The following is a 13494-nucleotide window of genomic DNA, read 5'->3' on the forward strand; positions in this document are numbered from 1 at the left end:
GCAAAAGAGGCTGAACTACCGCACTTAGGTAATTCAGCCTCTTTTGCACTAATTGCACTAGTTAGATGCTACTTAGCAAGGGCTTAAGCAATGCCAGCAGGGATTTTGTCGCTAGCTGATTTGACTTGGCTTAAGAGCTTGTGCAGCGTCTCTCCTTCAATCACTTCTGTTTCTAGCAGTTGAGTGGCGATCGCCTCCAACAAGTCTCGGTTTTGGTTCAAAATATCGAGGGCTTGTTGGTGAGCCGTTTCAACAATATCCTTAACTTCGCGATCGATTTCTTCAGCCACTTTCTCGCTGACCATGCGGCGAGGATTCATACCTTCGCCCCCTAGGAACATGCCCTGTTGACCTTTGTCATAGGCGAGCGGGCCGAGAACTCTGCTCATACCGTAGGTGGTAACCATGCGCTCAGCTAAGTCTGTAGCACGTTGGAGGTCATTGGAAGCGCCTGTGGTAATGCTACCGAAGATAATTTCTTCTGCGGAGCGACCGCCTAACAACGTAGCAATTTGACCGCGCAGTTCGCCTTCATCCATTAAGAAGCGATCTTCGGTAGGGAGCTGCAAGGTATAACCCAGCGCTGCCATGCCACGAGGAATAATCGAGATTTTTTCCACGCGACCGCTGCCAGGGATGAGAGCACCGACTAAAGCGTGACCAACTTCGTGGTAGGCCACAATCTTTTTCTCTTTTTCGTTGAGGACGCGGCTCTTTTTCTCTAAGCCCGCTACTACACGCTCGATCGCCTCAGCAAAGTCTTCTTGGGCGACGGCTTGACGATTTTGACGAGCGGCTAAGAGCGCAGCTTCGTTGACTAAGTTAGCCAAGTCTGCCCCCGCAAAACCAGGAGTCCGAGTCGCGATCGCCCGTAAGTCTACATCTGGGCCTAGCTTCACTTTCTGGGCGTGAATTCCAAGAATTTCTTCCCGACCTGATAAGTCTGGGCGATCGACCAACACTTGACGATCGAAACGTCCCGGACGCAGTAATGCTGGATCTAAGCTTTCAGGACGGTTAGTGGCGGCTAGTACGATTACAGTGGCTCCACCCGCAGCAAAGCCATCCATCTCAGTCAGCAACTGGTTAAGGGTTTGCTCCCGCTCATCGTTGCCACCGTAGAAACCACCGGAGGCGCGGGACTTGCCAATCGCATCTAATTCATCAATAAAGATGATGCAAGGGGCTTGTTTCTTGGCTTGCTCAAATAGGTCGCGGACCCGAGAAGAACCGACGCCAACAAACATTTCGACAAACTCAGAGCCAGAGATACTGAAGAAAGGCACTCCAGCTTCACCCGCAACTGCTTTAGCTAACAAGGTCTTACCTGTACCCGGAGGGCCAATCAGCAACACGCCTTTAGGGATGCGAGCACCAATTTGCAGGAAGCGATCGGGACTTTTGAGAAAATCGACAATTTCTACCAGTTCAGTTTTGGCTTCTTCGACGCCTGCCACATCCCCAAACGTGATTTTGGCAGATTCACCTTCGACATAAACTTTGGCTTTGCTCTTGCCAATGGAGAGTACACCTCCTTGAGAGCCACCAGCACTCCGGGCAATAAAGAATTGCCAGATACCGATGAAAATCAGCGGTGGAATCACCCAACTGATGAGGGTGCTAATCCAGCCATTTTTAGACGGTGGCGTTGCACCAAACTCAACCCCTTTTTCTTCTAGAAGCTTGGGCAGGTTGAGGTCAAAAATGGGAGTTGTGCTGAGGACTTGACCCTGTTGGTCGCCTTCTCCTTTCAGCTGATAGCGAATTTCATTTTGGCCCACCGCTGCCTTGGCAACTTCTTGCTCATCAACTTGATGAATGAACAAGCTATAAGGGACTCGCGGAACTTGAGGGGCAAATAAATTGGGAAAAACTAGGTTTGCCAACAAAAATAAGCCTGATAGCAATAGCAAAATATTGCTAATTTGGCGAGAACGGGGGGGTTGAGGCTGATCTTTTTTAATTGGCATTTGTGAATGCTCTTGATTCTCTTAAAGCAATTGCTTGAATTCTAGAAGTCAAAGAGCGTCTGGGTAAACCTGCTGAAGGGGTGGTTATCCGCTATGCCGTTTCCATCCAGTCGAATACACGATTGAGCTGGTCGAGGGTGATTAACCCGTACTGCCAAAGAATCATGGGTAACTGGCTCATATCTTGCTCCCGATGGCGTAAACCAATGGCGATCGCCGCAGCGGGCACTGCTAGCTCCTCTCGCAAGAACTTGATCAATCGGGTCAATCTTCTACTTTCCATAGCTGCTTTTATGATCCTTTGTTAAAAAATGCAAGAACAAGTGTTAAGTTTTGAAATGTTTTTTCAGAAAAGATGGCTGAATTATACAAGCAACATCGGCACTTCCGGAGAAACAAGATGGAGGGGATCTCCGTACTTCCGTCCCGTATTTTGCTTGAACTGCAATGTACTGTAGGAGCTATAGCCCTTTGCTCTTCCTGTAGGCCAGTCCTATACCCTACCAAGAGACAGAACTAAAAGACGAAGGTTCCTGTGTTGAATTTGTAAACAAGCTTCTCATTTTTGGACTGGCTTGTTGCTCTTGCGATCGCCCCTTGCGAGTTTGCTTTTGCGATTGCTTTGGCAAGGTTTTACACTTGACGAGGATTACCAACGGCAACAGTAATCTCAGCTTGCTTCAAGGCTTGAGCGATCGCTTGTCCATTTTCCCGCGATCGCTGTTTCAGAACTAGTGGGATTTCCTATAATGAAACCTATCCCATCACTGCGCTAGCTCTGTGACACGTACTCCTCTCTCTTCTACCCATCAATCTGCGATCGATAATCTTGCTGAAGTGATCACGTCTGCTCAGCGGCCTGATGCCCTGGGGCGATTTGGTCAGTTTGGGGGTAAGTATGTGCCGGAAACGCTGATGCCAGCGCTGAGTGAGTTAGAAACGGCGTTTCATCAGTATTGCAATGATCCGGAGTTCCAGCAGGAGCTACAAGGACTGATGCGGGATTACGTAGGAAGACCCAGCCCGCTTTACTTCGCGGAACGGTTAACGACTCGGTATGCCCGCCCGGATGGGAGTGGCCCGCAGATTTATCTGAAGCGCGAAGACTTAAACCACACGGGTGCCCACAAGATCAATAATTCTTTGGCTCAGGCGCTGCTAGCAAAGCGGATGGGTAAGCAGCGGATTATTGCTGAAACTGGCGCGGGGCAGCATGGGGTGGCGACAGCGACAGTCTGCGCTCGGTTTGGTCTGGAGTGCATCATCTATATGGGGGTGCACGATATGGAGCGGCAAGCCCTGAATGTGTTCCGGATGCGGTTGATGGGTGCGGAAGTGCGTCCGGTGGCTTCGGGGACAGGCACGCTCAAAGATGCGACTTCGGAGGCGATTCGGGACTGGGTGACGAATGTGGAGAATACTCACTACATCCTCGGTTCGGTCGCTGGCCCCCATCCTTACCCAATGATTGTGCGCGACTTCCAAGCGGTGATTGGTCAAGAAACTAGGGCGCAGTGCCAAGAAAAGTGGGGTGGCTTGCCTGATATTCTGTTGGCTTGTGTGGGCGGTGGCTCGAATGCAATGGGTCTATTCCACGAATTTGTGAATGAATCCAGTGTGCGCTTCATTGGTATTGAAGCGGCTGGGGAAGGTGTGGACACGGAGAAACATGCGGCGACGTTAACTCGCGGACGGGTAGGGGTATTGCACGGGGCGATGAGCTATCTGTTGCAAGACCAGGACGGCCAGGTAATTGAGCCACATTCGATTAGCGCAGGTTTAGACTACCCTGGCGTTGGCCCTGAGCACAGCTACCTCAAGGACAGCGGTCGGGCAGCGTACTACAGCATTACGGATCAAGAAGCGCTGGAAGGTTTTCAATTGATTTCTAAGCTAGAAGGAATTATTCCCGCTTTGGAAACCTCTCACGCGATCGCCTACTTAGAGCACCTTTGCCCTCAACTCGAAGGTAGCCCCCGCATTGTGATTAACTGCTCTGGTCGAGGTGACAAGGACGTACAGAGCGTGATCAAATACTTGAAGCTAGATGAACAGAATTCCTAGGGAATAACAACCCAACAATTCTGCATGGCGTAGGGGCAAAGCATTCGATAACAGTACTTTGGACAACTGCAAAGACTCTTGCCCGAATGCTTCGCCCCTACGGTGGGTTATCTTGAGAGGCGCGATAAGGGCTACGCCCTCGCAAGCGATCGCTAATTTGGGAACCATTGTTCTAGTTGCAAGTCCGAATAGATTGGGTGTCAGCTTGAGAAACTTTTCTCTCCTCAAAGCTTGACTTTTCAGGTTTCTACGCACCTCATCTACCCTTTTTAACTTGCTCTAGATCACATAGGAGCCATGTTTCATGATGCGACCCCTTCTGACTGGGATTGCTTGCAGTGCTGTCGTGATGACAGGCGGATTGGCAGGAGCCCTCACCACTCAAAATCCTGCCCCTGCTGTCACCAAACCTATTAGTCGCACGCTTCAGCCTGCGAACTCACACACCCCACTAATTGCTCAGACACCAACGACTGCTAGTTCTCTCAGTGCCATTGAGAAATCTGCTTTTGACCAAATCAACAAGTACCGTGCCTCCAAGGGCTTACCTGCCTTAACTTGGAACGCGGCGATCGCGGAGCAATCTCGCAAACATAGCCAAAGCATGGCTAATGGTAAAGTGCCCTTTAGCCATAATGGATTTCAGCCGAGAGTCGCGGCGATCGCCAAAACAGTGGCATACAGAGGTGCGGCTGAAAACGTGGCCTATAATCAAGGCTTTAACGACCCTGCCAGTAAAGCAGTGCAAGGCTGGATTAAAAGTAATGGACACCGCACCAACATTGAAGGCAACTACAACGTCAGCGGCATCGGTGTCGCCAAAAACGCCAAAGGCGAATACTACTTGACCCAAATCTTTATCCGTTCCCGTTAACGGATAGTCTCAAGTTCTCGTAACTCATACAATAATGAGGTGCCCTGCTGCTGCTGCGGTTCAGGGCACTTTGTTTATGAGCAGTTGAGCGATGGATTTTGAAGACTTTCAGGTTTACGATCGCGATTTACCTGAAGCAGCGTTACAGCAATATTTACCCGTCGAAGCGATCGCCGTCGATACAGAAACGATGGGCCTGCTGCCCCACCGTGATCGGCTTTGCTTGGTGCAACTTTGCGATTCACAAGGTCGCGGGGCAGGGGTGCGAATCGAGCGGGGCCAAACTGAGGCTCCCCATCTCCAGCAATTGCTAGAAGCGCCAACGGTGACAAAGGTGTTTCACTTTGCTCGGTTTGATATCGCTACGCTGAAGCATAATTTAGGCATTCAAACTTCACCCGTTTTCTGCACCAAAATTGCCAGTAAACTAGCCCGCACCTACACTCCACGCCATGGCTTGAAAGATGTGGTGCAAGAGTTAGAGAGTGTGGAATTGGACAAAAGTGCTCAAAGCTCAGATTGGGGCAATGCAGCCAATTTATCTGACGCTCAACTGCGCTACGCTGCCAATGATGTGCGCTATCTCTTGAGCGTGCGTCAAAAGCTCACAGCCATGTTGCAGCGAGAAGAGCGGTGGGAGTTAGCCCAGCAGTGCTTTAACTGTTTGCCAACCATTGTTACCCTAGATTTGCTGCAATATAAAGATTTGTTTGAACACTAACCTCTAGCCAGCTAGGGGGCGTGACTTGCTGAGTGCAAATCGTATTGAAACCTAACCCCCCAATCCCTTCCCTAGTAGGGAAGGGGAGCCAAATTCAAAGCCTCTCGCCGTGTCGGAGAGGGGTTTGGGGAGAGGTCAACATTATTGGCTATGACGATTTTCCAGCTTGAAAGGTTGTTAGTGTTGCTTCAATCGGATAACCTACTGCTTTCCAGGCAGGCAATCCACCCCGCAACTCTGAGACATTGTGGTATCCGGCGGTTCGCAGCTTAGCGGCGGCTTCGGCGGCTTCTTCGTCAATGTCGCCGTAGATGTACAAATCGCGATTGAATTCTAGGCAATCCAAGGTGCGGGCGGGAAGCTCGGGCAGGGGCATGGAGATGGCACCCGTGATGTGACTGAGGTTAAATTGGCTGCGATCGCGCACATCAATAATGGTCAGTGCGGGTTCACCCCAATCTAGGCGAGCTTTGAGATCGTAAACGCGGGACTTGGAGCGTAGCGCTGGAGGCCGAGGGAGAAGGCTAAAGAACGCGTCCATGAGGGTGAATGGCAAGTGGCTTTGCTTGCAATCTAACAACTGATTTTGTAAGCTGCAAAATTTTATGTAGAAACCTTGACTTTAAAGCCTTGACTTAATCTATTGCCTTGCATCTAGCAGGCAGGCACCAAAAATCAAAAATGGGGCATCACCTAAAGGCAGCCCCGAATCAATCCATCGCTTCAAGCAAGACCCTAGACGCAGCAAGGATTCAATGCTTAATTATTGGAAATCGATTTCTTGCTTCTGAGTATGGTTGGCGATCGCAGAGATCACGTTGTAGCCTTCGGGGCCAGGAGGAGTTTGGGAATCAATGGTGCCATCCGTTGCGCCATCTATTGCTTTCCACGCTTCCAATCCACCTTTTATTTGAGCAACGTTAAAGAAACCAGCACCTTGGAGTACCTGTGCAGCTTGAGCGGTTTCTTGATCACTGCTGCCATAAATATAAATGTCCCGGTTAGGCTCTAGGCTAGACTTGGCCCAATCTACCAGCACGTCCATCGGCATAGACATGGCTCCGGTGATATGGCTGGCATTAAAGCTTTCGCGATCGCGAGCATCCAAAATCGTCAGAGCAGGTTCGCCCCACTCCAAGCGAGACTTGAGGTCATGCACCGAAGACTCAGCTTTCAATCCAGGAGGGGTAGGAGTGACATTGGGCAAAGCATCTTTAGCATGGTCAATAGCGTCTGCTACCTTGTGGGTTGCCTTATCCGCAGCATGGGCAGCATTATCTACAGCACTTTTAGCTTTATCTTGCATATTTTCCATAACGAACTTTTTAATCAAATCACATCACTTGAACTGTAATGGCAAGCTAGAAGCAATCGATCCCCCCTGAGTAGTAAGGTCGAAAAGTTCTCCCTTTGGGCAGATCGCGCCGTTTCCAGATGCCGCCAAAAGCGAGGCGATCGTACTCAAAACCTAGCTCCACTCTGACGAATCTGTCCTTTAAACTGGATCTATGGCACCCAGAATTCAGACCCTGCCTCTAGAGGTAGTTCATTTAATCGCGGCTGGAGAAGTGATCGATTCTCTGGCAGCAGTTGTGCGGGAATTAGTCGAAAATGCCCTAGATGCAGGAGCAACTCGGATCGCGATCGCGCTCTGGCCAGAGCAATGGCGAGTCCGAGTTGCAGATAACGGCTCTGGCATGGATTTGACTGATCTGAAACAAGCTGCAACGCCCCACAGTACCAGCAAAATTCAGGTGAGCGAAGACCTGTGGAAGATCACCAGCTTAGGGTTTCGGGGTGAAGCATTACATAGCTTAGCTCAGTTGGCAGAACTAGAAGTTTTGAGTCGGCTCCACAGCAATCAAGCAGGCTGGCAAGTCAGCTACAACACCCAAGGCGAGCCAGTCCGAGTCGAACCTGTCGCGATCGCCCCTGGCACCGTCATCACCGCCAGCAACTTGTTTGGCATCTGGCCCGCCCGTCGAGAAGGACTGCCCTCCCCCACGCAGCAACTGCGCCTGATTCAGCTCACCATTCAGCAGATTGCTCTCTGTCACCCCCACGTCACCTGGCAAGTCGAACAAAACGATCGCCCTTGGTTCTCGATTTGGTCAGGAGAAGATGCCAAGCCCGTCTTAGCCCAGATTTTACGAAGTAGCCATCTCAGTGACCTACATGCTCTAGCGATCACCAACCCCAGAAGCGCCCCCAATCTAGACACACCAACTTCCAATTCTGCCAGCCCAGAAAACCTCCAACTCGTACTGGGTCTACCAGACCGTTGCCATCGTCGCCGCCCCGATTGGGTCCGAGTCGCCATCAATGGCCGCATCGTCAAGGCTCCAGAACTAGAGCAAACCATTCTCGCCGCCTTTCGCCGCACCCTGCCTCGCGATCGCTACCCTGTTTGCTTCGTCCACTTGCAAGTCCCTTCCGACCAAATCGATTGGAACCGTCACCCCGCTAAAGCTGAAGTATATCTGCATCATTTAAGCAATTGGCAAGAGGCCATCACCCAAGCGATCGCCCAAGCCCTCCACTTCAGCCCTGCTCAGCTCACAGAGTCTTACCAATCAGAGCGAATCGGGCAGCTATTGAAAGTAGCCGAAGCCGATGGCGTTTATCAAGTCAGCCGTACCATTCCTGTAGAACCTGAAACTTCAAATCCTGAAACTCCAAATACAGCCGAAGCCAAGCAACCCCTCCCTTCGCAGCTTCTAGAACTCAGAGCCGTCGCCCAAGTCAGCAACACCTATATTGTGGTCGAGCATCCTGCCGGGATGTGGTTGATAGAGCAGCATATCGCCCATGAGCGCGTCCTGTATGAGCAACTGTGCGATCGTTGGCATCTAGTTCCTCTAGACCCTCCCGTCGTTCTTAACCAACTCTCAGCCCCCCAGCGCGAACAACTACAACGCCTAGGGCTAGAAGTAGAACAATTCGGCGAACAACTGTGGGCAGTACGGACAGGCCCAGACCTATTAGCCAAACGCGAAGACTGTGCCGCCGCCCTCTGGGAACTTAGCTTAGGCGGCGACCTAGAATCCGCGCTCATTGCCACCGCCTGCCGCAGCGCCATCCGCAACGGCACCCCCCTTACCCTGCCAGAGATGCAAACCCTGCTTGATCAGTGGCAACAAACCCGCCGCCCCCACACCTGCCCCCACGGTCGCCCCATCTACCTATCCCTAGAAGAAACCACCCTATCGCGATTTTTCCGCCGCCATTGGGTAATTGGCAAAAGTCATGGGATTTAGGAAGGATGAGGGAGGAAGGATGAAGGATGAAAAGAGAGGAGTGAGGGGAGAGGAGTTAGAAGCCAAGAGCCAAGAGTTACAACTTCAGAAATAAAGACACAAGCTCGAAAAGAAATAAAGACACAGGCTCGAAACACCCACAAATAGCTTCGTTTGGAGGGGGTCTGGGGGACGCAACCGTCCCTCAGCGGGAGTTTGAGGGCAGGTGCCCTCAAGGGTTCGGATTTCAAAATCTAAACTCAGACCACCAACTAACTACGACAAAGAATTCACTTTCAACTCCTGACAAAAACCATCCACCACCCGATCCAATGCCACCGCCCTTGATGCCTTAAACAACAAGCGATCGCCCGGTTGCACCAACTGCCTTAACCGCTCCACCACCGCCTCATGCCCATCAAACTCTTCCGTCGCCACTCCCACCGCTCCAGCCACCATCGCGGCACTTTCCGCTGGATCAGCCAAAATCAACAAATAGTCTAAGCCCAGTTGCGCTGCCATCGCCCCTACTTGCTGGTGAAACTCCGGCGATCGCTCCCCCAACTCCTTCATCGTGCCCAGCACAGCAATATGACGCTGACCCGGAGTTTGAGCCAGCAGCTGCAAAGCCGCAATCATCGACTCCAGCCCAGCGTTGTAAGTCTCGTCCAAAATCACCACATCATTTGGTAGCTCATGGCGTTTGGCACGACCACTGGGTAAATCAACCGCCAAACCTGCCTGCAATGCTTCCCAGCTAATATTCAAGCATTTGGCAACCACGAGAGCAGCCAAATAATTGAGAGCATTGTGTTGCCCCGGTAAGGGCAAGGGAAACTCTATCCCCTCTACGGTTAGGGTATTGACATCGACTAACTGTCCTTGAAAATCCCCACCCGCTAAACCATAGCTGATAGTTTTACCCGACCAGAGCGTCGCGGCAGTCGGCAATAACAGAGGGCTGTCGTGATTGAGAATTGCGATTCCCGTGGGAGCCATTTCCGCTAGCAGCTCACATTTGGCTTGCGCGATCGCCTCCTCTGAGCCTAGTCGTCCAATATGGGCCGTCCCCACGTTGGTAATCACCGCAATATCAGGCCGCGCAATTTGCGTTAGCAGAGCAATTTCTCCCGGACCTCGCATGCCCATCTCAATCACGGCATAGTCATGCTCTGGCTCTAGTTCTAGTAGAGTTTTCGGCACTCCAATTTCGTTGTTGTAATTGGCTTGCGTTTTCAGCACTCGTCCCTGGGTTGCCAACACCGCGCCAATCAGTTCCTTCGTGGTGGTTTTGCCCACTGATCCCGTCACAGCAACCACTGGAATTGCACATTGGTCTCGCCACCACCGCGCGATCGCTTGATACGCCTGTAACGTATCTGGCACTTGGAGCAGTGGCAAAACCCCGGTCTTTTCCCGTGGCGGAGTTTCCTCGTAAGCTTGATCCACAATTACCGCGATCGCACCTTGGTCTAGAGCGGCACCGACAAATCTATGTCCATCGAACCTTTCACCCCGCAAAGCAACAAACACTTCTCCGGGTTGAAGACTGCGAGTATCGGTACCAATGCCTGTTGCTTGCTGCGCCAAATCTGCGCTAGAGAGGTTGAGAGGTGTGGCGTGCAGAATCTCTACGAGCTGGGATAGGGTGACACGACAAGGCATAAGATGCAGTGCTTGAAACTAAACTAGCTGTGATCATACCGTTGCCTGCTCCTACCCACAGATTCCTACCCACAGATAATGTGACCTCAACCGGGCTCTAAAAATTTTTGATAAATTTAGGTCAATCTTTCCGGAAAAGACTGAGTTGTGGATGTATTGCCTAATGGGAATAAATAAAATCACTATTCCATCATGTGCCTACAAGGTTTTCAGCGCTAATTGCCCTTCCTGTAGCTCGCTACAACACAGGAAGTCTGGTCAAAAAAGCAGTTAACTTGTAGACTTCAAAGGACTGAAAACTTTACTGAATCTTTAAGCGATTAGTGATTTCAGTCACATTGACCAGTGATCTCGCCCAGTAGGATGGGAAAGTACTAGGATCAAGGCAGTATTGAAGTTTACAAGCCCTTTTTGTAAACCGGGATTTTTCCTCAGTATCTACGGAAATTCTCTATTCGCTCTTAATATCAAGCATCATAAATTCCCGCTTAGCCTCCTTTACCAGGTGTGGGAGCGCAAACTAACGTGACTACTTGGATAGGCCAATACAATCGAGAAATTTCCCCAGAGGAGCAGAAGCTTTATGACCACATGCTCTTCTGTGTTGAGCATGAGTCGCCTCAGCAGTTACTAGGGCGCTTTCAGTCACTTTTTATTGATGGCATTGGCTATCCAGAACGCGAAATTACCGTTGCGCTCGATCAGCTAATTACCTCTAAGCTGGCAGAACAAGAATTCAAGTTTGTCTTAAATCGTTGCTGCCACATTTTGATCAACCGTTGGCAGACGCGATCGCAGTTGCAGCAGGCAATTTTAGAATTGGTCGCTCTGTTTGAGGCCCCTTCGATCCGCCCGATTACTGAGGTATCTCGCACCAAATCAGTGAGACGGTTAAGGGAACTCGTGGCCTTGTTTTGCCAAAGCGAGCACTGTGCTACCTTGCGCCGTTTAGCGCGAGTGATTATTCAAACCAATGAAGCTCAGCCTCAAGATAACCGCTCTCTAGGAACGCTGATTCGGCGCTATCCCTACCTGTATGACCACTGCTTGCTGAGTGAAGATAGTTCTTACGAGCATCAGCAAACGATCCGTCAAATTCAAACTCAGGTGCAGCGACAATTTGAAGTGGACCTGTCGCAGTACGTCACCTATCGAGTGCGGCAGTCTCAAATCATTCGCTTGTCACCGACCTTAATAGAAGCCCGCCAAATTCAAGCGGTGAAGAATCCCACCCTATTAAGCGACGAAGAACTCTACCAGGCTCTGCAACAATTTGCAGGTCGTGTCGATGGGGATGCTTCCTATCGAGATTTAGCTCAACGCTTTCTGCTACATACCAAGTACACGCGATCCTATGCAACCTTTAAGGACGACTTGTACGAGTACATCGTAGACACCATTGATCCAGAGTATGGCAAGCGGCAATTTAACAATCAGCTTTACCTGCATCTGCGAAATACTTTGCCAGATAACCATGATCAGCCGTTAAATGAGTTTCTGCTAATCAGAACTTGTGCTTATTTACTCAACTTCTTGGTCGTAGAAAGTGCCCAACGCCCCAACCATTTCGTGTTTGTTGATCTAATTACAAACTTAGGGGCCACCACTGCCACAGGCTTGCTACTAAAGATTGTGTTGCTTTGCCGCAAGGTGAGACCCTATCTTGAGAAGCGCTTCTCTATTTTGTTCAATCATTATGAGGCTTGTGCTCGTGAAGGGGTGCATTGGCTAATTCAGGCGTTGGAGAACCTCAATGTAGCCCTTAGCACTAACTTTGGTGTAGTGGATCTTTCCTACATCCATCAAATTAGTTAGTCAGGCAAAGTATTATTGGATACCAAGCTCTAAAGAAATTGGGGCGATCGCTCCCTTTGGAAACAGGGCTGAAAAGCGATCGCCAGATCCTGCTTAACTAAGTCCCTAACTGCGCCAAGAATGGCTCACTTTATTGAGTTGCATCACGTCTTCATCGCTGAGCGTCCAGCCTAAAGCCCCCGCATTCTGTTGGGCTTGTTTGGCGTTCTTCGCGCCTGGAATTGGAATGACTCCCCCTTGAGCAATGAGCCAGTTGAGTGCGACTTGAGCTGGGGTACGCCCATACTTGGTGCCTAGATCTTGGAGAAGATCGATCACAGGCGCAAGTTTCTGGAGACCGTCGCGGCTAAAGCGAGAATCCCATTGGCGGGCTCCGGTAGGCTCTTGGTAATTCTCCACGGTGTATTTGCCAGTCAGCAAGCCTTGAGCTAGGGGACTATAGGCCAGGATCGTCACACCCAGTTGCCGAGCTGCATCCAAAATGCCGTTGGCTTCAATTTGCCGAGTGATCAGGGAATAGCGGACTTGATTCACGGCTAAAGGGACACCCCGCGCAGCCAGAATTCTGTGTGCTTCCTGCATCTGCTCAGCCGAGTAGTTACTCACGCCAATGGCGGCAATTCTGCCTCGCTGCACTTCGTCGGCTAAGGCATTCATTAGGGTGGATTGGCTCATCAGGAAGGCGAAAGGCCAGTGAACTTGGTAAAGTGCCACTTGGTCTACTTGTAACCGCTTCAAGCTTTCCGTCAGAGCATCAGCGACAGATTGCCCGCCAATGCGCCAAGGAGCGGGGCCATATTTGGTGGCAATCTGCACAGGTTGCTGAGTTTGCTGCATAAACTGCCCTAGCAGCTTTTCCGACTCACCAAACCCATAAACCTCGGCTGTGTCAAAGAAGTTGACACCCGCTTCTAGGGCAGCTTGGAAAGCGGATTCCACCTCGGTCGAGCCATAATGACTGCCGTAGTTCCAAAACAGCTTATCTCCCCAAGCCCATGTCCCGATTCCTAAAGCAGGCACAACTGGTCCGGTCGGACCAAGCTTAATTGTTTGCATGCGCTGACCCTTAAACCCTTCACTTTTCGTTACATGCTTAGAGTGTAACGTTCTACGAAAAGGCTGGAGGGGCGTTGAGGTAAGCGTTCTAAG

11 protein-coding genes are annotated in these 13494 nt (G+C 50.7%); 5 read left to right on the forward strand and 6 right to left on the reverse strand.

The features are described 5' to 3' along the window. Positions 1-83: 83 nt before the first annotated feature. Together ftsH4 and KME12_17335 are read right to left on the reverse strand one after the other, a co-directional pair. Positions 84-1970, reverse strand: a complete 1887-nt coding sequence (ftsH4, locus tag KME12_17330) for an ATP-dependent zinc metalloprotease FtsH4 (protein ID MBW4489547.1) — start codon at positions 1968-1970, stop codon at positions 84-86. Between the two features lie 91 nt (positions 1971-2061). Further along, positions 2062-2253 carry a DUF2949 domain-containing protein gene (locus KME12_17335; GenBank protein ID MBW4489548.1) on the reverse strand — a complete coding sequence of 64 codons (192 nt, stop codon included), beginning with the start codon at positions 2251-2253 and terminating at the stop codon, positions 2062-2064. A gap of 497 nt (positions 2254-2750) precedes the next feature. Here KME12_17335 and trpB point away from each other — a divergent pair, with 497 nt between their 5' ends. The 3 genes from trpB (at position 2751) to KME12_17350 (ending at position 5629) form a co-directional block, all read left to right on the forward strand. Continuing rightward, positions 2751-4034 carry a tryptophan synthase subunit beta gene (trpB, locus tag KME12_17340; protein ID MBW4489549.1) on the forward strand — a complete coding sequence of 428 codons (1284 nt, stop codon included), beginning with the start codon at positions 2751-2753 and terminating at the stop codon, positions 4032-4034. Positions 4035-4383: 349 nt separating this feature from the next. Continuing rightward, positions 4384-4908 (forward strand): CAP domain-containing protein, encoded by a 525-nt coding sequence (locus KME12_17345; GenBank protein ID MBW4489550.1) that lies wholly within the window; start codon positions 4384-4386, stop codon positions 4906-4908. A gap of 91 nt (positions 4909-4999) precedes the next feature. After that, the gene (locus KME12_17350; GenBank protein MBW4489551.1) at positions 5000-5629 is read left to right on the forward strand and encodes a ribonuclease H-like domain-containing protein; all 630 of its coding nucleotides are present in this window, start codon (positions 5000-5002) and stop codon (positions 5627-5629) included. 148 nt (positions 5630-5777) lie between these two features. On the opposite strand, the gene KME12_17355 is transcribed toward KME12_17350, so the two are convergent. Then, positions 5778-6170: a rhodanese-like domain-containing protein gene (locus tag KME12_17355; GenBank protein ID MBW4489552.1), complete on the reverse strand. Its 393-nt coding sequence runs from the start codon at positions 6168-6170 to the stop codon at positions 5778-5780. Positions 6171-6392: 222 nt separating this feature from the next. Further along, entirely contained in the window at positions 6393-6935 is a 543-nt protein-coding gene (locus tag KME12_17360) for a rhodanese-like domain-containing protein (GenBank protein ID MBW4489553.1), read from the reverse strand. Between the two features lie 202 nt (positions 6936-7137). On the opposite strand from KME12_17360, the gene mutL reads away from it, so the two are divergent. After that, complete coding sequence (gene mutL / locus KME12_17365; GenBank protein ID MBW4489554.1) at positions 7138-8886, forward strand: DNA mismatch repair endonuclease MutL; 1749 nt, start codon at positions 7138-7140, stop codon at positions 8884-8886. Between the two features lie 255 nt (positions 8887-9141). Here mutL and KME12_17370 read toward each other — a convergent pair whose 3' ends face one another. Next, positions 9142-10530, reverse strand: a complete 1389-nt coding sequence (locus KME12_17370; protein MBW4489555.1) for a UDP-N-acetylmuramoyl-tripeptide--D-alanyl-D-alanine ligase — start codon at positions 10528-10530, stop codon at positions 9142-9144. A 525-nt stretch (positions 10531-11055) separates the two neighbouring features. Between KME12_17370 and KME12_17375 the strand changes: the two genes are divergently transcribed. Next, positions 11056-12345 carry a hypothetical protein gene (locus KME12_17375; GenBank protein MBW4489556.1) on the forward strand — a complete coding sequence of 430 codons (1290 nt, stop codon included), beginning with the start codon at positions 11056-11058 and terminating at the stop codon, positions 12343-12345. A gap of 105 nt (positions 12346-12450) precedes the next feature. Here KME12_17375 and KME12_17380 read toward each other — a convergent pair whose 3' ends face one another. After that, on the reverse strand, positions 12451-13401 hold the full coding sequence (locus KME12_17380; protein MBW4489557.1) for an aldo/keto reductase: 951 nt from the start codon (positions 13399-13401) through the stop codon (positions 12451-12453). Positions 13402-13494 lie beyond the last annotated feature (93 nt).

The organism is Trichocoleus desertorum ATA4-8-CV12, assembly GCA_019358975.1.
In the GTDB taxonomy this organism is placed as follows: domain Bacteria; phylum Cyanobacteriota; class Cyanobacteriia; order FACHB-46; family FACHB-46; genus Trichocoleus; species Trichocoleus desertorum_A.

Coding starts and splice junctions, on each gene's coding strand:
- ftsH4 (MBW4489547.1), bottom strand. CDS start 1,970: ATGCCAATTAAAAAAGATCAGCCTCAACCCCCCCGTTCTCGCCAAATT.
- KME12_17335 (MBW4489548.1), bottom strand. CDS start 2,253: ATGGAAAGTAGAAGATTGACCCGATTGATCAAGTTCTTGCGAGAGGAG.
- KME12_17345 (MBW4489550.1), top strand. CDS start 4,384: ATGACAGGCGGATTGGCAGGAGCCCTCACCACTCAAAATCCTGCCCCT.
- KME12_17350 (MBW4489551.1), top strand. CDS start 5,000: ATGGATTTTGAAGACTTTCAGGTTTACGATCGCGATTTACCTGAAGCA.
- KME12_17355 (MBW4489552.1), bottom strand. CDS start 6,170: ATGGACGCGTTCTTTAGCCTTCTCCCTCGGCCTCCAGCGCTACGCTCC.
- KME12_17360 (MBW4489553.1), bottom strand. CDS start 6,935: ATGCAAGATAAAGCTAAAAGTGCTGTAGATAATGCTGCCCATGCTGCG.
- mutL (MBW4489554.1), top strand. CDS start 7,138: ATGGCACCCAGAATTCAGACCCTGCCTCTAGAGGTAGTTCATTTAATC.
- KME12_17370 (MBW4489555.1), bottom strand. CDS start 10,530: ATGCCTTGTCGTGTCACCCTATCCCAGCTCGTAGAGATTCTGCACGCC.
- KME12_17380 (MBW4489557.1), bottom strand. CDS start 13,401: ATGCAAACAATTAAGCTTGGTCCGACCGGACCAGTTGTGCCTGCTTTA.